The sequence below is a fragment of the Acinetobacter sp. 809848 genome, assembly GCF_000581275.1.
Classification (GTDB): domain Bacteria; phylum Pseudomonadota; class Gammaproteobacteria; order Pseudomonadales; family Moraxellaceae; genus Acinetobacter; species Acinetobacter pittii.
The window spans coordinates 76,501-97,645 of sequence record NZ_JEXG01000002.1; the positions used below are offsets into that span (position 1 = coordinate 76,501).

Here is a 21,145-nt window from a genome sequence, read left to right on the forward strand (position 1 = left end):
CCCGATGACAAAAAGAGAAACTATTATAACAACAGCAACATCCCTCTTTAACCAAAAAAGCTATACTTCTATTGGTGTTGATCGCATTATTGCTGAGTCAAATGTTGCAAAAATGACTTTTTATAAATACTTTTCTTCTAAAGAAGCCTTAATTGAAGAATGTCTTTATAAAAGAAATTTAGAGATCCAATATTCAATATTGGAAAAAATAAAAAATACCAACAACCCATTGATTAAATTAAAAAAGATATTTAATTGGTATATCGATTGGATTAATACAGATGACTTTAATGGCTGCTTATTTAAAAAAGCGACAATAGAAGTCATGCAATTGTACCCTTCTATTAAGCATCAAATTAATGAGTATCGGGAGTGGATTTACTCATTAGTTTTCTCAGCTCTTTCAGAGTTAGAAGTAGAAAACACAAAAATCCTAACAGGGCTCTTTCTTAACATTGTAGATGGAATCATTATTGATGGCACTATAAATAAAGGAAAGATTAATCCAGAACAAACGTGGTCTTATATAAACAAAATTATTGAATTAGAAACAGTTCGAGAGTATGCAACTATTTAATTTATAAATTAATTAAATAGTTATATTTTAATAAAGATAAAAAGTATTTTTTAATTCGGTGGAGTCTAATCTCCAACTCCACCCAAAATTTATCCAAACCTTAAAAATTAATATTTCTATTTAGCTTCATCCTCATTAATTCCAATTATTATATAAACTTCACAATATTTTATAATAATTCTTTTTACTCCTTATATTCTATAAAATATAAACATCAATTTGTTAGTAATACTTTATACTCGCAGTATATATTCATAAATTATTATATGTAAAATACTCAACTAACTGAGAAGCTAATACTATTCACTACTACAAATATATAGGTGTTTTTTAGAAGATAAATTTATTTTAATTAATTGTTCTTTAAAGATAAAATTAAAAGGAAATATTAGGTTTAAAAATCGATATAGAAAAGATTAAGCGAAGTGAGCACCTTGAGATTCAATCAGTTGATCGACGTGAACAGGCATTCCTAATAAATACCCCTGAAATTGCTGACAACCTAAACGGGTTAAAATTTCAACTTGCTGTTGAGTTTCCACCCCTTCCGCTGTTACGGTTAAACCTAACTTTTTAGCTAAATGTATTATACTTTCTAATATAACTTCTTCTTTTGAGCCTGGTTTTAAGTCAACGATAAAACCACGATCAATTTTCAATTCATCTACAGGTAAATCTTTTAAATATAAAAAGCTTGAATGGCCTGTTCCAAAATCATCAATTGCGACTCGAATGCCCATATCACGTAGTCGCTCACAAGCTCGAATACTTAAATCAATATGCCGCATTGCTGTTGATTCAGTAATCTCAACAATTAAGTGATGGGGTTGAATTTGATATTTTTTTAACAATGCTTCGAGCGTACTAAATAATTTTTTATTTTCAAACTGTAAGGCCGATAAATTCACTGCGACTGGATAAAATGGGGTGTTACTGCGTTCCCACTCTTGAATTTGCAGGCAAGCTTGCTCAAGTGCCCAATATCCCATTGGAATGATCAAACCCGTTTTTTCTGCACCTTCTATAAACATATGCGGTGTGAGTATTCCTAAAGCTGGATGATTCCAACGGATTAATGCTTCAACACCACAGACCTCAAGATTCGTATTAAATTTTGGTTGGTAATATAGGATGAACTGCTTTTCTTCTACGGCCTTATAAAGATCATTGATCAGTTTTGACTGACTTCTCGTTTCTTGTTGGTGGGTTGAATAACTAAAGATGGTGTAAGTATTTCGGCCTTGTTCTTTAGACATGAGCATCGCGGCATCAGCGTTCATGAGTAAGTCCTGAACATTTTGTCCATGCTCAGGAAATAGTGCCACTCCTAAGCTTGCAGAGATATTAATTTCTTTACCAGAAATCTGATAACTCTCTTGAATCAGCTGTAAAACTTTCTCAGCCAAAATAACTGCTTCATCGGCATTTGTATTTTCAGCAATAAGTAAAAACTCATCACCGCCAATTCTAAGTAGTTTGCACTTCTCATTGAGTTGCCAATGTAAGCGGTTCGCCATCTGAATAAGTAATTGATCACCCACATGATGTCCAAATGCATCATTCACCGATTTAAATCGGTCTAAATCAATATATAAGAAAGCAATTTTCTGGTCTTTGTATCGATGATCTGAAAGTAATACTTCAGCATAATCCACTAAATAAAGGCGGTTAGGTAATTTGGTTAAATTGTCTTGTATAGATAGGTTAGCTAATTCTTTATTTGCCTTACGCAGCTCTAAATTCTGTTGAGTAAGGCGTTGCTCTAACATTGCAACAATAAAACTTGCTACGAGTACCAAACAGGTGACTAGAATAATTGTAAATAATAATAAGTCATGCTCAGCCTGATATTGGCTAATAAATTTATCAGTAATATTCGTCGCAATAAGCGCTGTGTAGTGCATCCCCATAATACTTAAGGTCATCATAACCGAAAATGCGATTTTTAAAGTTAAGCGATAGCGTTCAGTGTCTTTTAATTTATAGGCGAGTAAAAACGCTAGCCCTGAACCACTCATTGCAATTAATACAGAAAATAAAAGTAAAAACGAAGTGTAATCTTTTTTATAAACATTAATATTCCAGCCCAACATGCTAATGTAATATGAAGCTGAAATTCCGATTCCCATAATAATCGAGCTCAAAATGAGTCTAAATAAAGGGAGCGTAAAACGCGAAGTCAACCACATCGCAATGCAAGATAACAATGCACTAATGGCATAAGAAATTGCAATTAAAGGAATATTAGAGTGAGCAGTATCAAACAGATGATAAGCTTGTATACCAACAATATGGACGATGCTAATTGCTAAGGCGAGTAGCAATCCATTAATAAATAAAATTAAGGACTCAAATTTCTTATAGACTTGCTTGAATATTAGCTGCTCCATGGAAATTACAATATAACAAATGAAGCCAGCTGCAATAAAAGAGCCGACGATCAATGTGCTATCGTAATCAACATGACCCATATTGGACTTCCATGATTATTCAATACTTTTTTTTATTTTGTTCAACTCATTGCCCAAAATACAATTAAACATGTTAAAGAAATTTTAGTAAATTTGACTTATTCAGTCAGTTATAAACAATAACATTATCTATCTTTTGGTCAAGTATTTTTTACTTTATAAATCAATAAAGTAAATAAAAATTAAGCAGCCAATTATATGAAAAATATAGAATTTATTTAATCTAGTCAAGTTGACCTAATCGCAATTTTCGCATTCAAATAAAATAGTATAAATAAAGAACCCTGCTTAAAGCAGGGTTCTTTTAAAGCGTTAGATAAAGAAAATTAGTTCTTTTCTTTGTCTACGATTTTGTTTGCTTGAATCCATGGCATCATTGCACGCAACTTATTACCAGTTACTTCAATACCATGTGCAGCATTTTGACGACGACGAGCAGTCATAGATGGGTAGTTTAACGCACCTTCTTGAATGAACATCTTAGCGTACTCACCAGATTGAATACGTTTCAATGCATTACGCATTGCTTCACGAGATTGTTCGTTGATTACTTCAACACCAGTTACATATTCGCCGTACTCAGCATTGTTAGATACTGAGTAGTTCATGTCAGCGATACCACCCTCGAACATTAAGTCAACGATCAATTTAAGTTCGTGTAAACATTCGAAGTAAGCCATTTCTGGTGCATAACCAGCTTCAACTAAAGTTTCGAAGCCCATTTTCACTAATTCAACCGCACCACCACAAAGAACTGCTTGCTCACCGAATAAGTCAGTTTCAGTTTCTTCACGGAATGAAGTTTCGATAATACCTGTACGGCCGCCGCCTACGCCAGAAGCATAAGAAAGAGCAACGTTACGTGCATTACCAGAAGCATCTTGGTGAATTGCGATTAGGTCAGGAACACCTGAACCACGTTGGAACTCTGAACGTACAGTGTGACCAGGTGCTTTTGGAGCAACCATGATTACGTCTAAATCTTTACGTGGAACAACTTGGTTGTAAAGAACAGAGAAACCATGAGCAAATGCAAGAGTCGCGCCTTCTTTGATGTTTGGCTCAATCACGTCACGGTAAAGTTGTGATTGGAATTCATCTGGAGTCAAAATCATTACGAGGTCAGCTTGCTTAACAGCAGCAGGAACTTCTGCAACTTTAAGACCTGCATTTTCAGCTTTCTTCCAAGAAGCTGAATCTGCACGTAAACCTACAGTTACGTCTACGCCTGAGTCTTTAAGGTTAAGTGCATGAGCATGACCTTGAGAACCGTAACCAATAATCGCTACTTTCTTGCCTTGGATGATTGATAAGTCACAGTCTTTATCGTAAAAAATTTGCATTTGTGTTCTCCGCTAAAATACTTTTTAAAAAATTAAATGGCTAATACTTTTTCGCCACGGGCGATACCAGATACACCTGAACGAACGACTTCTAGAATAGTGTTTTCTGCAAGCGCATCGATAAAACCATCTAATTTTTCAGTTGTCCCTGCTATTTGAATGGTATAGGTAGTTGGTGTCACGTCTACAATCTGCGCACGGAAAATATCCGCCGTTCGCTTAATTTCAGCACGTGAAGCACCTAACGCTTTTACTTTAATCAGCATCAGTTCACGCTCAATGTGTGAACCTTCTGATAAATCAACTACTTTTACAACTTCAACAAGTTTATTGAGCTGCTTTGTAATCTGTTCAATCTTATGGTCATCACCATAAGTTGTTAATGTTAAGCGTGACAAAGTTGGGTCTTCGGTTGGCGCAACATTCAGTGTTTCAATGTTATATCCACGTTGGCTAAATAAACCAACAAGGCGAGAAAGCGCACCAGCTTCGTTTTCAACGAGTACAGAAATAATATGTCTCATTATGTACGCTCCCCTTTACCTAACCACATATCCTTCATAGACTGACCTGCGATCAGCATTGGATAAACATGTTCCGTGCGATCAACCATGACATTAATGAATACACATTTATCATTAATCGCCATTGCTTCAGCAAGCTTCGACTCTAGTTCATTAGCATGATCAATCTGGATACCAACGTGACCATAAGCTTCCATTAACTTGCCAAAATCAGGCAATGATTCAACGTATGAGCTTGAGTGACGGCCCTCATAGTTCATATCTTGCCACTGCTTCACCATACCTAAAGCACGGTTATTCAAGCACAAGATCTTCACATTCATGCCATATTGCTTACACGTTGAAAGCTCTTGAATACACATTTGAATTGAAGCTTCACCAGTAATACAAACAACTTGTTGATCTGGGAAAGCGAGCTTCGCAGCCATTGCATAAGGTAAACCTACGCCCATGGTGCCCAATCCGCCTGAGTTAATCCATTGACGTGGACGTTTGTATTTGTAATACAACGCACCAAACATTTGGTGTTGGCCCACATCTGAAGTGATGATGGCGTCACCGTTAGTGACTTTATATAAAGCTTCAACAACTTGCTGTGGCTTCATTGTGCCATCGGTCGGGGTTTCAAACTTTAAACCATGAACTTTACGCCATTCATTAATTTGATCCCACCACGCAGCAATTGCTTCAGGGTTTGGCTTAGACACATTTAATTGTTTCAATTGCGTCAACATTTCCTGAAGTACAGGCTCAACTGCCCCTACAATTGGAATGTGCGCCATAATTGTTTTTGAAATGCTCGCCGGATCAATATCAATATGAATAACTTTAGCATTCACACAGAATTTTGCTGGGTTATTGGTTACTCGGTCATCAAAACGCGCACCAATTGCAAGAATGACGTCAGCATTATGCATCGCCATATTTGCTTCATAAGTACCGTGCATACCTAACATACCCACGAATTGTGGATCATCACCAGGGAAGCCACCAAGGCCCATAAGTGTGTTAGTTACTGGATAACCTAGTAAATGTGCGAGTTCAGTCAATAATGCTGATGCATTACCTTGAACAACACCACCACCCGTATAAATTACAGGGCGTTTTGCACTTAAAAGCTCATCAATTGCTTTACGAATTTGGCCAGAATGACCACGTGAAGGTGGCTGATAAGAACGCATCTTCACTTTTTCAGGATATTCGTATGCAAATTTTTCTGCAGGATTTGTTGCATCTTTAGGAATATCGACTACAACTGGACCAGGGCGACCACTTGCTGCGATATAAAATGCTTTTTTGATAATTGCAGGAATTTCGCTTGCATGACGAACTTGGAAGCTGTGTTTCACGATAGGACGTGAAATACCTACCATATCAGTTTCTTGGAAAGCGTCTTCACCAATAAGATGTGATGCAACCTGGCCAGACAAAATCACCATTGGGATTGAGTCCATATAAGCTGTTGCAATTGGAGTCACAGTATTAGTTGCGCCAGGTCCAGAAGTGACCAGTACTACGCCAGTCTTACCTGTAGCACGCGAGTAAGCATCTGCCATATGACCAGCAGCTTGTTCATGACGTACGAGGTAATGATTAATTTTGTCTTGTTGAAATAGCGCATCATAAATATGTAATACAGCGCCGCCTGGATAACCAAAAACATGTTCAACGCCTTCGTCCGCAAGAGCACGAACGAGCATTTCACCACCAGATAAAAGTTCCAACGTGATTCACCCTAAAAATCTTTATCACTATTTATGGAAGGCACAAATAGTGTTTCATTCATTGAATTGTCTGCACTGTTATAGCACACATATTGTCTAGTTTTCGTTGCAATAGAAAAATTTCTGTTTTTCAGCCGTATAAGCTTTTTTAACATTAATAAAGCATGTCTGGATATACATACTTTAAGTAAAATCAATCTCTCGGCTAGAGAGAATGTCTATTACAAAACATGACGGTTATTCGAAGGGTGATCAAATAATCGCATATAAAACTAAAGGAAGCATTTTTGTTGTTTAATTCACTAAAGTCAAGATTAAAGAAACACTTTTCTATGATTATTTTTTAACTGACTATTTTTTCATCTTATTTGATTTTTCCACTTTTCTTTTTTTATGACTACCCCGCTTTTTTCAGGTTTATTCTTGTTTAATTTTTAACGGAAAATAAATCCATCCCAAAACTGCATTTTTGTCGATTTTGCGCTATGCTGTGCAACAATCTTTAATATCAATTTTTGTTGTATAGCTTACGTCTATGACTATTTCTCACATTGACCCCGAATATCAAGCAAACACGATTGAACCATCAGTTCAACAAGATTGGGAAAATCGTAAAGTCTTTAAAGTTGCCGACACTGTCGAAGGTAAACATCGTTACATCCTGTCGATGTTTCCTTACCCAAGCGGCAAGCTGCATATGGGGCATGTGCGTAACTATACAATTGGCGATGTGATTAGCCGTTTTTACCGTTTAAAAGGTGAAACTGTATTACAACCTATGGGTTGGGATGCATTCGGTTTACCTGCGGAAAACGCAGCAATTGCCCATAAAGTTGCTCCGGCAAAATGGACATTTGAAAACATTGCGTACATGCGTGACCAATTAAAAAAATTAGGTCTATCTGTAGATTGGGATCGTGAATTTGCAACTTGTACACCAGAGTATTATCACTGGGAACAATGGTTATTTGTTCAGCTTTATAAAAAAGGCCTGATCTACCGTAAACTTTCAACAGTAAACTGGGATCCAGTTGACCAAACTGTTTTAGCAAACGAACAAGTTGAAAATGGTCGCGGATGGCGTTCTGGTGCATTGGTTGAAAAACGCGATATTCCAATGTACTACTTCCGTATTACTGACTATGCACAAGAATTATTAGACGACCTAGACACCCTACAAGACGGCTGGCCTCAACAAGTGTTGACCATGCAACGTAACTGGATTGGTCGCTCTACAGGCATGGAAATTACTTTCCCATCTGCCAATACCGAAATTTATGCTGATGGCTTAACTGTTTATACAACACGTGCTGACACGCTTATGGGCGTGACATATGTTGCCGTTGCAGCAGAACACCCTCTTGCGCTTAAAGCGGCTGAAAAGAACCCTGAATTGGCTGCATTCATTGAAGAGTGCCGCATGGGTTCAGTTGCAGAAGCGGACTTGGCAACAGCCGAGAAAAAAGGCATGGCGACAGGTTTGTTTGTAAAGCATCCTGTAACTGGTGAAGAGCTTCCTGTCTGGATCGCAAACTACGTATTAATGTCTTACGGTTCTGGCGCAGTGATGGCTGTACCAGCGCATGACGAACGTGACTTCGAATTTGCCAACAAGTTCAACTTGCCTATTAAGCAAGTAATTGATGCCAAAGGCGGTGACGATGCAGACTACTCTGCAATTGAGTGGCAAGAATGGTACGGTTCTAAAGAAGGTAAACTTGTTAACTCTGGTGAGTTTGATGGTTTAGAATTCCAAGCTGCATTTGATGCATTCCTTGCAAAATTAGAACCACAAGGTTTAGCAAATTCTAAAGTTCAATTCCGTTTACGTGACTGGGGTGTTTCTCGTCAACGTTACTGGGGTTGTCCAATTCCAATGATTAACTGTGATACTTGTGGTCAAGTCACAGTTCCAGAAGACCAGCTTCCAGTTGTATTACCAACTGACGTTGTTCCAGATGGTTCAGGTAACCCGCTTAATAAAATGCCTGAATTCTATGAAACGAAATGTCCTTGTTGTGGTGGCGATGCACGCCGTGAAACAGATACATTGGATACATTTGTAGAGTCATCTTGGTACTACGCACGCTATGCGTCTCCAGACTTCACTGGCGGAATGGTGAAACCTGAAGCTGCTCAAAACTGGCTTCCTGTAAACCAATATATTGGTGGTGTTGAACACGCGATTCTTCACTTACTTTATGCACGTTTCTTCCACAAATTAATGCGTGATGAAGGTGTAGTACAAGGTAATGAACCATTTACCAACTTGTTAACTCAAGGCATGGTGCTTGCGGATACATTCTATCGTGAAGCAGAAAATGGTAAGAAGACTTGGTTTAACCCTGCTGATATCGAATTAGAACGCGATGAAAAAGGTCGTATTCTTTCTGCAAAATATTCAGGTGACGGTCAAGAAGTTGTGATCGGCGGACAAGAAAAAATGTCTAAGTCGAAAAACAACGGTATCGACCCACAAGCGATTATTGATCAATACGGCGCAGATACAGCACGTGTATTTATGATGTTCGCTGCTCCACCAGATCAATCTTTAGAATGGTCTGATGCAGGTGTTGAAGGTGCAAACCGTTTCTTAAAACGTGTGTGGCGCCTTGTAGCGAGCTTCCTTGAAAAGGGCAACCAAGCTTCTACGATTGATGCAGCTAACTTGTCTAAAGACGCTCAAGATTTACGTCGCAAAACACACGAAACTATTCAAAAAGTAAGTGATGATATCGAACGTCGTCATGCATTCAATACTGCGATTGCTGCTTTGATGGAATTGTTAAATGCGAGCAACAAGTTTGAAGCAAAAGATGATAATGACGTTGCTGTAGAACGTGAAGCGATCACCACACTGTTAACTTTACTTGCTCCATTTGCACCACATTTAAGTCAAACATTATTGGCTCAGTTTGGTACAGATGTAACAGAAGCGACATTCCCTGAAGTCGATGCTTCTGCATTAACTCGTAATACACAAACGATTGTTGTACAGGTTAACGGTAAACTTCGCGGTAAACTTGAAGTTTCGGTTGATATTTCTAAAGAAGATCTATTAGCTCAAGCTAAAGCTCTTCCAGAAGTTCAACAATTCTTAACAGGACCAACAAAGAAAGAAATTGTGGTTCCAAATAAATTAGTTAACCTCGTGGTTTAATTAAAGTTATTAATGAGAGGATCAAGCATGCACTTTGCCAAACGTTTAGCCGCTGTTGTTTTGACCTTAGGCCTTAGTGCAGGCTTAGTCGGGTGTGGATTTCATTTAAAAGGAACCAACCCGACTGCAACTCCGCTTGTTTATAAAAAATTAAGCCTTGAGTTACCAGCTAAAACTGATGATTTAGAAACCCAGTTAAAAGTTTATTTAGCTGCAAATGGTGTTCAATTCAGCAATGATAATGATGCCTACGTACTCCGTGTTTTAGAGTACACACCACGTCGTCAGCTTTTAAATGGAAAACTAACGGAAGTATTATTACGCTTAACCGTAACCTTCCAGATTGAAGACCGTCAGGGTAATAAAATTACTGAACCACGTTCATTAACTGCATCTCGTAGTTACCAATATGATCTTGCAACGGTTAACACCGAAAATCAGCAAGAATCTTATTTGCAACGTATTGTGATCGATGACATTGCACAGCAAATTACTCGTCAGATTTCAGCAAACCGTTTACCAAAAGCTCAGCCTTAATCTTTATTTTTACCAGCAATGAAAATTGACTATTTACAAGCCTTAAAACGCATTCCGGAAGCACGGGGTGCGTGGATTTTACATGGCCAAGAACCTTTACTGGAACAAAATTTATTAGATGCTTTTCGTAAAAGTTGGCAACAACAAGAAGTTGAAAGACAGCGCTATGATATTAGTAGCGTGAGCGACTGGAAGAATGTTTTTAACGCTCTTAACAGCTTATCTTTATTTTCTCAGCAGCTTGCCATTGAAGTGCATGGCAATATAAAGCCTGACGCAAATGGACTAAAACAGCTTAAAAGCTATATTCAACATAATGAAACTAACCTGCTTTTAATTGTTTTACCTAAGCAAGATAGTAGTAGCTTAAAGTCTGCTTTTTTCCAAGTTGTGGAAGCAAATGGTGTTGTTGTTGCCCTAACGGCAAACTATCCGCAAGACCGCCAAAGAATTTTATCTGCCGAAGCAGAGAAACTTGAAATTCAACTCGATAATGATGCCTGGCAATGGCTCATGCAGCATCATGAACATAATTTGCTCGCAGCTAAGAATAGCTTGATGCGTGTAAGAGATACTTTTCCAGACCAACAACTGATTCAAATTGAACAGTTATATGCTTGTCTACAAGATCAATCTCGTTATACCACTTACGATTTAAGCGACGCGCTATTAGAAGGTAATCTCGCTCAATCCATTAAAATTTTTCAATATTTAATTGCTGCTGGCGAACCAGAAAGTCTAATTTTATGGACTTTAAGTAAAGAAATGCGTTTATTGATGCAATTATTTGAGCAGCCTCATAATGCATTACAACTTGGTATCTGGAAAACAAAGGTTGGTTTATATCAACAAGCTTTAAGAAGATTAAATCCTCAACAGTTTTTAGGCTGGTCTACCCTTCTATTGCAAGTTGATGCGGCAATTAAAGGAATGTCGAATGAAAATGCCCAACATTTGATGCAGCAGGCCATTGCTGAATTATGTGGTAAAACGCTATTTATACAATAATTCGGCGGAATCATTTTTCTTCATTCTTGAAATATAATAAAAATTCACGTTTTATCCTCATTTCGCTTTTATACTAAATTAAATTTTAAACTTTTCGACCTCTCACCATGCCAAAAATAAAGCCAATCAAACTTGTTATTATTATCCTCTGTATAGCAGTTATTGCTGTATTAGCTTGGAAATTTTTAAAGCCTAAAGAGCAGCAGCCTCAATATATTACAGCTGAGGTAACACGCGGAGATATTGAAAATAATGTCCTTGCAACAGGTACACTTGATGCAACCAAACTGATTAGTGTGGGTGCACAGGTATCTGGTCAGGTCAAAAAGATGTATGTACAGTTGGGCGATCAAGTGAAACAAGGTCAACTTATCGCACAAATTGACTCAACCACCCAAGAAAATAGTTTAAAAACTTCTGATGCGAATATTAAAAATTTAGAAGCGCAGCGCCTTCAACAAGTTGCTTCTTTAAACGAAAAACAACTTGAATACCTCCGTCAGCAACAAATGTATGCGCAAGATGCAACGCCTCGTGCAGATTTAGAATCGGCTGAGGCAAGCTATAAAACAGCTCAGGCGCAAATTAAAGCATTAGATGCACAGATTGAATCTGCAAAAGTGACAAAATCTACGGCACAAACCAACATTGGTTACACACGTATTGTTGCTCCAACTGATGGAACGGTTGTCGCGATTGTGACTGAAGAAGGCCAAACCGTAAACGCAAACCAAAGCGCACCAACAATCGTCAAAATTGCAAAATTACAAAACATGACGATTAAGGCACAAGTCAGTGAAGCTGACATTATGAAAGTTGAAAAAGGACAACAAGTTTACTTTACAACCTTAGGTGATGAAACTAAACGCTACGCAACTTTACGTCAAATTGAGCCTGCTCCTGACTCAATTTCTAGCGAATCAACAAGTACAACAAGCTCAACAACCAGTTCGGCTGTTTACTACAATGCCTTATTCGATGTGCCAAATACCGATGGTAAATTGCGTATTGATATGACTGCACAAGTTTATATCGTATTAAATTCAGCTAAAAATGCTCTACTCGTTCCATCATCAGCACTGAGTTCTAAACAATTTTCAGGTCAAAGAAAATCAGGCCAATCCTCTGATAAATCAAGTTCTTCACCTGAAGCAGCTAAAAAATCTCAAGGAAACGGAGCTCGTCTACAACGCCTAAACTTGACTGCTGAACAAAAACAACTGGTTGAACAAGGTAAATTGACGTTAAGTGTTGTACGCGTATTACAAGCTGATGGCACAACTAAACCAACTCAAATTTTGGTTGGCATTAACAACCGTGTAAATGCGCAAGTTCTTGCGGGCTTAAAACAAGGTGATCAAGTTGTCATTGCCGATAGTGCCGATACTTCTGCTGCATCAGCAAATAGTAGTAATAACCGTCGCCGTAGTGGCCCAATGGGAATGTAAGCATGACAAAACAAGCTTTGCTTGAAGTCAGCAATCTAGTCCGGGAATTCCCTGCTGGCGAAAGCACGATACAAATTTTAAAAGGCATTGATCTGACCATTTATGAAGGTGAACTGGTTGCCATTGTCGGCCAGTCGGGTTCTGGTAAATCGACCCTCATGAATATTCTGGGTTGTTTGGACCGACCTACGAGTGGTAGTTACAAAGTCAATGGACAAGAAACAGGTAAACTTGAGCCAGATCAACTCGCTCGACTACGTCGTGAATATTTTGGTTTTATTTTCCAGCGCTACCATTTACTGGGTGATTTATCTGCTGAGGGTAACGTTGAAGTTCCAGCTGTTTATGCAGGTGTTACGCCTTCTGAGCGTAAACAACGTGCAACGGCTTTACTGACCGAATTAGGGTTAGGCACTAAAACACTTAATAGACCAAGCCAGCTCTCTGGTGGTCAGCAGCAACGTGTTTCTATTGCCCGTGCGCTGATGAATGGCGGTGACGTTATTCTGGCAGATGAACCGACGGGGGCACTCGACTCTCATAGTGGTGTTGAGGTGATGCGTATCTTGCGTGAACTCAATGCTGCAGGTCACACTATTATTTTAGTCACCCATGATATGCAAGTTGCAAAAAATGCGACTCGTATTATCGAGATTAGTGATGGAGAAATTATTAGTGACCGTCCTAATGTCCCAGATCAAGCAGCCGAACCAATCAAGACTGATCCTGATGCGGCGCCTGCTTTGCAAGGTAAACAGAAGAAAGGCAAAAGTATTTCTGCATGGCGTTCTACTTTAGACCGTTTATCTGAAGCCTTTCAAATGGCTTTACTGTCTATGAATGCCCACCGCATGCGTACTTTTTTAACCATGCTTGGGATCATTATTGGTATTGCATCGGTTGTTACGGTTGTCGCGCTAGGTAAAGGCTCTCAACAGCAAATTTTAAGCAATATTAGCAGTCTGGGAACAAATACAATTACCGTGTTTCAGGGCCGTGGTTTTGGTGACAACTCTAAAACTGCAAGTTTTAAAACCTTGGTCCCTGCCGATGCCGATGCGTTAATGACTCAACCGTATGTCAGTGCAGTAAGCCCAATCGTCAGCACATCCAAAACCATGCGTTATCAACAAAATGAAGCTAACGCGACCATTAATGGTGTGAGTAACGATTATTTCGATGTGAAAGGTTTGGTCTTTAAAGATGGACAAACTTTTGATCAACGTAGTGTTCGTGATCGCTCACAGGATGTAGTCATTGATACCAATACTCAAAAACAGTTCTTTAGTGACGGTACCAACCCTATCGGTCAAGTAGTGTTACTCGGTAGTGTACCAGCTCGTATTATTGGCATTGTAGAACCGCAAACGAGTGGCATGGGCTCAGATGACACTTTAAATGTCTATATGCCTTATACAACCGTGATGAGCCGTATGCTGGGGCAAACCCATGTCCGTAATATCGTGGTTCGTATTAATGACAAATATTCAACTGCTGCCGCAGAAAATGCGATTGTAAATTTATTAACACAGCGCCATGGTGCACAAGATATTTTCACTATGAACAGTGACAGTATCCGTCAAACCATTGAGAAAACAACTAGCACAATGACCCTTCTGGTTTCAGCAATTGCCGTAATTTCATTGGTCGTTGGTGGTATCGGGGTAATGAATATTATGTTGGTTTCGGTGACTGAACGTACTCAAGAAATTGGTGTACGTATGGCCGTAGGTGCGCGTCAAAGTGATATTTTGCAGCAATTCCTGATTGAAGCAATTTTGGTGTGTTTAATTGGTGGTGTGCTTGGCGTCTTACTATCGCTTGGCCTTGGGCAACTTATTAATAAATTTGCTGGTGGTAACTTTAGTGTGGCTTATTCAAGCACCTCAATTATTGCAGCCTTTGTCTGTTCAACACTGATTGGGGTCGTTTTTGGTTTCTTACCAGCCAAGAATGCCGCGAAGCTTGACCCTGTTGCCGCACTATCTCGAGAATAAGGAAAATTGCATGTCTTTCTCTATGACTAAACTCAGCACAGCACTTCTTCTCACAGGTTCTCTTGTAGGATGTGCAGCTGTAGTAAAAACACCTTATGAAACGCCTGCGGTACAAGTTCCGGGTAGTTTTCAGTATGACACAACAAAAACAAAAACCATGTCTGCCGATCAATACTCTGATCGTTGGTGGACGCTTTTTAACGACGCACAGCTCAACCAACTCGTAAACAACGTATTAGAACGTAATAGCGATTTGGCTGTTGCTGGTATTACCTTAAAGCAAGCCCGTCTACAAGCTGACTTAACCGCTAACAAACAAGGCTTGCGAACGAGCTCTAGTGTTTCTACAGGACATTCTTTCGATTTAAATTCGGGAGATGACAGTGCTAAAGGTCTTTCCATGAGTGCTGGGGTAAGCTATGAGCTTGATTTGTTTGGCAAGCTTGCCCGCCAAACCGAAGCAAGTAAATGGGAAGCTTTAGCGACAGAACAAGACTTACAAGCCACGGGGCAAAGTTTAATTGCAACCACTGCCAAACTCTATTGGCAACTCGGTTATTTAAATGAGCGCTACACAACTGCCCAGCAAAGTCTAGCAACCTCTCAAAAGCTTTATGACTTAGTACAGATTCAATATAAAGCTGGTGCCGTTTCAGGTGTAGATCTGACTCAAGCAGAACAATCAGTACAAAGCCAGAAAGCGAGTTTAAGCCAGATTGAACAACAACTGGTTGAAACACGTACGGCTATTGCAGTGCTATTGCATGAACCATTGCAGCAATTAAACATTCAAGAGCCAAAGCGTTTACCACGCACTGCTCTACCTGCAATTGGTGCTGGCTTACCTGCCGACATTTTATCGCGCCGACCTGATTTGCAAGCAAGTGAGCTCCGCTTAAGAAAAGCATTAGCAACTAAAGATGCTACTAAGGCGAGCTACTACCCTTCGATTAGCTTAACCAGCAGTCTAGGCTCAAGCAGCACATCGTTAACGGAGTTATTACGTAACCCTGCTCTCACGCTTGGTGCAAGTTTAAGCTTACCATTTTTGCAATATAACGATATGAAGAAAGATATCGCGATTAGTAATCTGGATTATGAAAAAGCGATTATTCAATATCGTCAAACGCTTTATCAGGCTTTTGCTGATGTCGAAAATGCTTTATCGAGTCGTACCGAACTCGACAAACAAGTAGCGTTACAAGAACGTAATGTTGAACTTGCAGAAAAAACTGAACGTTTAACCGAAGTCCGTTATCGCTATGGTGCTGTTGCATTAAAGGCTCTTCTCGATGCACAGCAAACCACACGTACTGCTCGCTTAAGCCTCGTTGAAACCAAGCAAAGCCAATACAACGCGTATGTCACCCTCATGCAAGCTTTAGGTGGTTCCCCTGTAAAAGAACTGCAGCAATAACTTGTACCAATTAAAAAAGCCGTAGTCCTTCAACTACGGCTTTTTTATGGCTGAATAAATTTTAAAACTTATTCATCATCCATCATAGATTGGCTCATACCTACAGTATTGAAACCAGCATCTACATATAGAATTTCACCAGTAATACCTGAAGCCCAAGGTGAGCATAGGAATAATGCGGCGTTACCAACTTCTTCAATCGTTACGTTACGTTTTAATGGCGCAACTTTTTCATTGGCATCTAACATTTTACGGAAAGATTTAATACCAGAAGCAGCTAAAGTACGGATTGGGCCCGCAGAAATCGCGTTTACACGGATACCATCAACACCAAGGCTTGATGCTAAATAGCGAACACCAGCTTCTAAAGAAGCTTTTGCCATACCCATAACGTTATAGTTAGGCATAACGCGCTCAGAACCTTGGTAAGTCAAAGTCAATAAACAACCTTGGCGAGCTTGTAATAAAGGTTTTGCAGCACGAGCCATTGCAATAAAGCTGTATGCACTGATGTCATGAGCAACTTTAAAACCGTCACGGTCAGTCACGTCAGTGAAGTCACCATCAAGCGTGTGTGCAGGTGCAAAGCCAATTGAGTGCACAACACCGTCTACGCCGTCCCAATGTTTTGCAAGTTCTGCAAATGCATTATCAATTTCAGCATCAACAGCAACATCACATGGAAACACAAGCTTAGAACCGAATTGCTCAGCAAATTCATCCACACGTTTTTTTAATTTTTCGTTTGGATAAGTAAATGCAAGCTCTGCACCTTCACGGTGTAATGCTTGGGCAATACCAAAAGCAATTGATAATTTACTAGCAACGCCTGCAATCAAAAAGCGCTTACCTGCTAAAAGTCCTTGTGTCATGCCGATCTCACTCAAAACAATTTCAAGCATAATGCCAATATTCGGCGGTTTTCGAAATTGCATAATGCATCTTTTTTCAAAAATCGCACGAAAAAAAATCGCTCCTGATGAGGAGCGACTTCTAGATGAATTCAATCTTAGTCGTCAGACAATAAGCCCAGTAAGCGTAAGAAAGAAATATACATCCACACTAAAGTTGCAAGTAATGCGATACCACACAACCATTCCATGAATTTTGGTGCACGATATGCTGCATTAGTTTCGATTAAATCAAAATCTAAAATCAGATTAAGCGAAGCAATGACTGCGACGAATGCAGCAAAACCAATGCCTAACCAGTTACTTTCAAAAATATAAGGAACACTTGAACCAAATGCTAAACGCATGACCATCTGCACAATAAATACAATAAAGATCGCTAAAGATGCAGAGATTACAACTGACTTAAACTTTTCAGTTGCGCGGATAATTTGGAATTTATATAAACCAAACATCACCAAAGTCGTAACGAAAGTTGCTAATAAAGCCTGAAGTGGAACACCTGGGTATTTCAACTGGAAAGTAAACGAAATACCACCTAAAAAAGCCCCTTCAAATAAGGCATACGGGATTGCCAAGGTTGGCGCAGTCGTTGGTTTAAAGGTTGTAACTAAAGCTAAAACCAAACCACCAATTGCACCTACAATTGAAGCCGCGTAAGCAATACCAACATTTGCAGTAAAGGCTGCATAGAAAAATAAAGCGACACCCACCGCAGCTGCAATGACAGTCAACATAACAGATTTTTGAATCGCACCTTGCACAGTCATCGGTTGACTATAGTCACTGACCGTTTCAACACGCGTCAGTATCGGGTTATTACTTTGCATAAATGCTCTCTTTTTATAATAAAAATTTAAAACATCATTTTAAGCAAAATGAATATGAAAGCCAAATCAGGCGATCGGCATTATTGTAACAATGTCCTTTATGCAATAAAAAAGGAGGCATGAGCCTCCCTTTTATATCACGTCTACAACGTAATCAATCTTTACCATCAGTATTCATAATAAAGAAATATTCACGGTAATATTTCAACTCTGAAATTGAGTCACGAATATCATCCATTGCCAAATGTGATGCATTCTTTTTCAGGCCACTCATAATTTCAGGGCGCCAGCGCTTTGAAAGTTCTTTTACCGTAGATACATCAAGATTACGATAATGGAAATACTGCTCAAGTTCAGGCATAAGACGGTGTAAGAAACGGCGATCCTGACAGATTGAATTGCCGCACATTGGTGAAACTTTTGGATTCACCCATTTTTTTAGGAATTCTAAAGTTTGTAACTCAGCATCACGGGCTGTTAACTTACTGCGACGAACTCGTTCAATCAGACCAGATTGCCCATGTTGACGAGTGTTCCATTCATCCATTGCATTTAAAATACGATCAGGTTGATGAATAGCCAAAACTGGACCTTCGGCAAGTACATTTAAATGATCATCTGTAATAATTGTTGCGATTTCAATAATTTGGTCATTATCGGTATCTAATCCGGTCATTTCCAGATCAATCCAAATTAATCGTGTATTTAAAGTACTGCTCATGAATGTACGTTCTAAAATGCCGTAAAAACATCAATAGTAGCAAATTTCTTGCTTCCGCGCTGTAATTCTATAGCTGCTTCATGCTATTTTTGCGGTCTTCAAACAATGGTTTTTTTTGGGATATGAATGGCTTTAATTCGTAAGCGTCGTTTAACTGAACAACAGCAACGTCGTATTGAAAAACAGCATAAAACTCGCCAAGAAGAGATCGATACTTCACAGGATCTAGACGGACTCGTTGTACAACATTATGGCCGTCAACTTGAAGTACAAGCCCTCTCTGTACCTGAGCATCACCCAGAAAAACCACAAGTTGCCGAAGGAGAACCAGAACCATTCTGGAAGCCGATCGAGCTCAATAGTGTTTGGCGTTGCCATACTCGAACTAATCTTGAGTTACTTGTAACTGGTGATCGTGTTAAATGGCAGGCTGACCCAAATACGGGTTTAGGCATTATTACAGCCATTCACCCACGTACATCTTTACTTACCCGCCCTGACCGCTATCACAAAGTTAAACCAGTAGCCGCCAATATCAGTTTGATTGTGATTGTATTTTCACCGCTTCCTGAACCAGCTCCAACGCTAATCGATCGGTATTTAGTTGCTTGTGCAGATGCAAATATTCCTGCTCTTTTGGTCCTCAATAAGTCTGATTTACTCACTGAAAATGACCCAATTCTTACCCTATTAGAAGAATATAAAACCTTGGGTTATGAGGTGATGATTTGTCAGTCAAAGAAGGGAGATATCTCGGCTTTATCTGAGCGTTTAGATGGTGAAACCGTAGCATTTGTAGGGCAATCAGGCGTAGGAAAAAGCTCTTTAATTAATGTGCTCATTCCAGATGCAGAGCAAAAAACCAATGTTATTTCTGAAAACTCTGCACTTGGACAACACACGACAACCTCTACGCGCTTAATCAACTTCGGTAAAAATGGTGCCTTAATTGATTCTCCGGGAATTCGTGAGTTTGGGCTTTGGCATCTCGATTTAGAAAAAATTCGTATGGGCTTTCCTGACATTGCCGCACATCTAGGATCTTGCCAATTCCGTAATTGTACACATACGCATGAAAAGAATTGTGGGCTAAAACAGGCCGTTGAAGCGGGTGAAATTTTGCCACGACGTTTAGATAGCTTTTTGCGTTTAATCGATGAGATTCAAGAAGCGCAGCAAAAAAACTGATTTTCTGCCCTATTTGCCCTTGAAGTGGTGATTTTGATCACCATCTATATACGCTATACTCTAGGTCAATTTTGTTTTTTAATTTTTTAGGTGACTTGTGGAACGCTGGTTAGAGTTTATGGGGAATCACCCCATTTTGTTTGGTACGCTCGGAGTCTTGATCGTGTTGTTCTTCATTTTTGAAGGTCAACGTAATGGTCGTAAAATTTCTCCACAGTCGCTTGGTATTTTAGTGAAAGCGAAAAATGCTCTTTTGATTGACTTACGCGATAGCAAAGATTTCCGCGAAGGTCACATTAGTGGCAGTCGCAATATTCCGTATAGCCAAATCGCAAGTCATGCTGACGAATTAAAAGCAAGTGACCGTCCACTGGTATTTATTTGCAACTTGGGGCAAGTTGCTGGAAGTGCTTTGCAAAAAGTTGCTCACCACGATAGCTATCGTCTTGATGGTGGTATTAGTAACTGGAAAGCACAAGGCTTACCTCTTGTTAAAAGCAAACCAAAAGCTTAAGGAGAATTATCATGGCTGCAAATGTCATTGTTTACTCAACTTCTGTATGCCCGTATTGTGTTCGTGCTAAACAGTTACTTGAGCGTAAAGGTGTTGCTTATAAAGAAGTAAATCTTTCTGTTGAAGCACCAGAAGTACGTGTTGAATTAATGCAACGCACAAATCATCGTACTGTCCCACAAATTTTCATTAACGATCAGTTTATCGGTGGTTTTGACCAACTTTATGCTTTAGAGCGTGAAGGTAAACTCGACGAATTATTGGCTTAACATCGCATCCATATTAAGGAAAAAACAATGAGCGAAGAACAACAAGTTCAACCACAATTAGCTTTAGAGCGTATTTATACAAAAGATATTTCTTTTGAGGTTCCAGGGGCGCAGGTTTTTACTAAACAATGGCAACCTGAACTTAATATCAATCTTTCTTCTGCTGCAGAAAAGATTGACCCGACTCACTTTGAAGTTTCTTTAAAAGTTGTGGTACAAGCCGATAACGACAACGAAACAGCGTTCATTGTAGATGTAACTCAATCAGGTATTTTCTTGATCGACAACATTGAAGAAGAGCGTTTACCTTATATTTTAGGCGCATACTGCCCAAATATTTTGTTCCCGTTCTTACGTGAAGCTGTAAATGATTTAGTAACTAAAGGTAGCTTCCCACAGTTACTTCTTACTCCAATCAACTTTGATGCAGAGTTCGAAGCGAATATGCAACGTGCTCAAGCTGCTGCTGTTGAAGGTCAAGCTTAATATTTTAGCTTTCCCCTTTA

General features: G+C 39.2%; 18 protein-coding genes. 11 read left to right on the forward strand and 7 right to left on the reverse strand.

What is annotated here, in order from left to right; genetic code table 11:
- The first annotated feature begins 4 nt into the window (after window positions 1–4).
- Window positions 5–577: a TetR/AcrR family transcriptional regulator gene (locus tag J536_RS06785; protein ID WP_002117307.1), complete on the forward strand. Its 573-nt coding sequence runs from the start codon at window positions 5–7 to the stop codon at window positions 575–577.
- Between the two features lie 416 nt (window positions 578–993).
- Here the strand turns inward: J536_RS06785 and J536_RS06790 are convergent, their stop codons facing one another.
- The 4 genes from J536_RS06790 to J536_RS06805 form a co-directional block, all read right to left on the reverse strand.
- Window positions 994–3,048: an EAL domain-containing protein gene (locus tag J536_RS06790; protein WP_005066201.1), complete on the reverse strand. Its 2,055-nt coding sequence runs from the start codon at window positions 3,046–3,048 to the stop codon at window positions 994–996.
- A gap of 326 nt (window positions 3,049–3,374) precedes the next feature.
- Window positions 3,375–4,391: a ketol-acid reductoisomerase gene (gene ilvC, locus J536_RS06795; RefSeq protein ID WP_002115094.1), complete on the reverse strand. Its 1,017-nt coding sequence runs from the start codon at window positions 4,389–4,391 to the stop codon at window positions 3,375–3,377.
- A gap of 32 nt (window positions 4,392–4,423) precedes the next feature.
- Window positions 4,424–4,915 carry an acetolactate synthase small subunit gene (gene ilvN, locus J536_RS06800; protein WP_002114824.1) on the reverse strand — a complete coding sequence of 164 codons (492 nt, stop codon included), beginning with the start codon at window positions 4,913–4,915 and terminating at the stop codon, window positions 4,424–4,426.
- Complete coding sequence (locus J536_RS06805; protein ID WP_017482044.1) at window positions 4,915–6,639, reverse strand: acetolactate synthase 3 large subunit; 1,725 nt, start codon at window positions 6,637–6,639, stop codon at window positions 4,915–4,917. Before J536_RS06805 ends, ilvN begins: the two co-directional genes overlap by 1 nt.
- A gap of 535 nt (window positions 6,640–7,174) precedes the next feature.
- Between J536_RS06805 and leuS the strand changes: the two genes are divergently transcribed.
- The 6 genes from leuS to J536_RS06835 all read left to right on the forward strand — a co-directional run bounded on the left by leuS (window position 7,175) and on the right by J536_RS06835 (window position 16,206).
- Window positions 7,175–9,799, forward strand: a complete 2,625-nt coding sequence (leuS, locus tag J536_RS06810; RefSeq protein ID WP_017482043.1) for a leucine--tRNA ligase — start codon at window positions 7,175–7,177, stop codon at window positions 9,797–9,799.
- A 27-nt stretch (window positions 9,800–9,826) separates the two neighbouring features.
- Window positions 9,827–10,336, forward strand: coding sequence for an LPS assembly lipoprotein LptE (gene lptE / locus J536_RS06815; RefSeq protein ID WP_002115142.1), 510 nt, complete (start codon window positions 9,827–9,829; stop codon window positions 10,334–10,336).
- A gap of 18 nt (window positions 10,337–10,354) precedes the next feature.
- Window positions 10,355–11,344, forward strand: coding sequence for a DNA polymerase III subunit delta (gene holA, locus J536_RS06820; protein WP_017398822.1), 990 nt, complete (start codon window positions 10,355–10,357; stop codon window positions 11,342–11,344).
- Between the two features lie 107 nt (window positions 11,345–11,451).
- A complete protein-coding gene (locus tag J536_RS06825; protein ID WP_032062473.1) occupies window positions 11,452–12,792 on the forward strand; it encodes a MacA family efflux pump subunit in 1,341 nt (446 codons plus the stop codon).
- 2 nt (window positions 12,793–12,794) lie between these two features.
- Window positions 12,795–14,789, forward strand: a complete 1,995-nt coding sequence (locus J536_RS06830; RefSeq protein WP_017385757.1) for a MacB family efflux pump subunit — start codon at window positions 12,795–12,797, stop codon at window positions 14,787–14,789.
- Window positions 14,790–14,811: 22 nt separating this feature from the next.
- Entirely contained in the window at window positions 14,812–16,206 is a 1,395-nt protein-coding gene (locus tag J536_RS06835; protein WP_080612982.1) for an efflux transporter outer membrane subunit, read from the forward strand.
- Window positions 16,207–16,274: 68 nt separating this feature from the next.
- On the opposite strand, the gene J536_RS06840 is transcribed toward J536_RS06835, so the two are convergent.
- The 3 genes from J536_RS06840 to orn form a co-directional block, all read right to left on the reverse strand.
- The gene (locus J536_RS06840) at window positions 16,275–17,078 is read right to left on the reverse strand and encodes an enoyl-ACP reductase FabI (protein ID WP_023274323.1); all 804 of its coding nucleotides are present in this window, start codon (window positions 17,076–17,078) and stop codon (window positions 16,275–16,277) included.
- 137 nt (window positions 17,079–17,215) lie between these two features.
- A complete protein-coding gene (locus J536_RS06845; RefSeq protein WP_017385754.1) occupies window positions 17,216–17,947 on the reverse strand; it encodes a Bax inhibitor-1/YccA family membrane protein in 732 nt (243 codons plus the stop codon).
- 154 nt (window positions 17,948–18,101) lie between these two features.
- A complete protein-coding gene (gene orn / locus J536_RS06850; RefSeq protein ID WP_000099436.1) occupies window positions 18,102–18,668 on the reverse strand; it encodes an oligoribonuclease in 567 nt (188 codons plus the stop codon).
- A gap of 126 nt (window positions 18,669–18,794) precedes the next feature.
- On the opposite strand from orn, the gene rsgA reads away from it, so the two are divergent.
- The 4 genes from rsgA to secB all read left to right on the forward strand — a co-directional run bounded on the left by rsgA (window position 18,795) and on the right by secB (window position 21,125).
- Window positions 18,795–19,856 carry a ribosome small subunit-dependent GTPase A gene (gene rsgA, locus J536_RS06855; protein WP_005066188.1) on the forward strand — a complete coding sequence of 354 codons (1,062 nt, stop codon included), beginning with the start codon at window positions 18,795–18,797 and terminating at the stop codon, window positions 19,854–19,856.
- Window positions 19,857–19,953: 97 nt separating this feature from the next.
- Window positions 19,954–20,370, forward strand: a complete 417-nt coding sequence (locus J536_RS06860) for a rhodanese-like domain-containing protein (protein WP_000443006.1) — start codon at window positions 19,954–19,956, stop codon at window positions 20,368–20,370.
- Between the two features lie 11 nt (window positions 20,371–20,381).
- Window positions 20,382–20,639, forward strand: a complete 258-nt coding sequence (gene grxC / locus J536_RS06865) for a glutaredoxin 3 (RefSeq protein ID WP_002114715.1) — start codon at window positions 20,382–20,384, stop codon at window positions 20,637–20,639.
- A 27-nt stretch (window positions 20,640–20,666) separates the two neighbouring features.
- Window positions 20,667–21,125 (forward strand): protein-export chaperone SecB, encoded by a 459-nt coding sequence (gene secB, locus J536_RS06870; RefSeq protein ID WP_002115005.1) that lies wholly within the window; start codon window positions 20,667–20,669, stop codon window positions 21,123–21,125.
- Window positions 21,126–21,145: the final 20 nt, after the last annotated feature.

Bases quoted from the DNA above. Each gene is read 5' to 3' on its own strand.
- grxC (WP_002114715.1), top strand. From the start codon at position 20,382: ATGGCTGCAAATGTCATTGTTTACTCAACTTCTGTATGCCCGTATTGT.
- J536_RS06835 (WP_080612982.1), top strand. From the start codon at position 14,812: ATGACTAAACTCAGCACAGCACTTCTTCTCACAGGTTCTCTTGTAGGA.
- J536_RS06830 (WP_017385757.1), top strand. From the start codon at position 12,795: ATGACAAAACAAGCTTTGCTTGAAGTCAGCAATCTAGTCCGGGAATTC.
- leuS (WP_017482043.1), top strand. From the start codon at position 7,175: ATGACTATTTCTCACATTGACCCCGAATATCAAGCAAACACGATTGAA.
- J536_RS06840 (WP_023274323.1), bottom strand. From the start codon at position 17,078: ATGACACAAGGACTTTTAGCAGGTAAGCGCTTTTTGATTGCAGGCGTT.
- J536_RS06790 (WP_005066201.1), bottom strand. From the start codon at position 3,048: ATGGGTCATGTTGATTACGATAGCACATTGATCGTCGGCTCTTTTATT.
- ilvN (WP_002114824.1), bottom strand. From the start codon at position 4,915: ATGAGACATATTATTTCTGTACTCGTTGAAAACGAAGCTGGTGCGCTT.
- ilvC (WP_002115094.1), bottom strand. From the start codon at position 4,391: ATGCAAATTTTTTACGATAAAGACTGTGACTTATCAATCATCCAAGGC.
- rsgA (WP_005066188.1), top strand. From the start codon at position 18,795: ATGGCTTTAATTCGTAAGCGTCGTTTAACTGAACAACAGCAACGTCGT.
- J536_RS06785 (WP_002117307.1), top strand. From the start codon at position 5: ATGACAAAAAGAGAAACTATTATAACAACAGCAACATCCCTCTTTAAC.
- lptE (WP_002115142.1), top strand. From the start codon at position 9,827: ATGCACTTTGCCAAACGTTTAGCCGCTGTTGTTTTGACCTTAGGCCTT.
- J536_RS06845 (WP_017385754.1), bottom strand. From the start codon at position 17,947: ATGCAAAGTAATAACCCGATACTGACGCGTGTTGAAACGGTCAGTGAC.
- orn (WP_000099436.1), bottom strand. From the start codon at position 18,668: ATGAGCAGTACTTTAAATACACGATTAATTTGGATTGATCTGGAAATG.
- secB (WP_002115005.1), top strand. From the start codon at position 20,667: ATGAGCGAAGAACAACAAGTTCAACCACAATTAGCTTTAGAGCGTATT.
- J536_RS06825 (WP_032062473.1), top strand. From the start codon at position 11,452: ATGCCAAAAATAAAGCCAATCAAACTTGTTATTATTATCCTCTGTATA.
- holA (WP_017398822.1), top strand. From the start codon at position 10,355: ATGAAAATTGACTATTTACAAGCCTTAAAACGCATTCCGGAAGCACGG.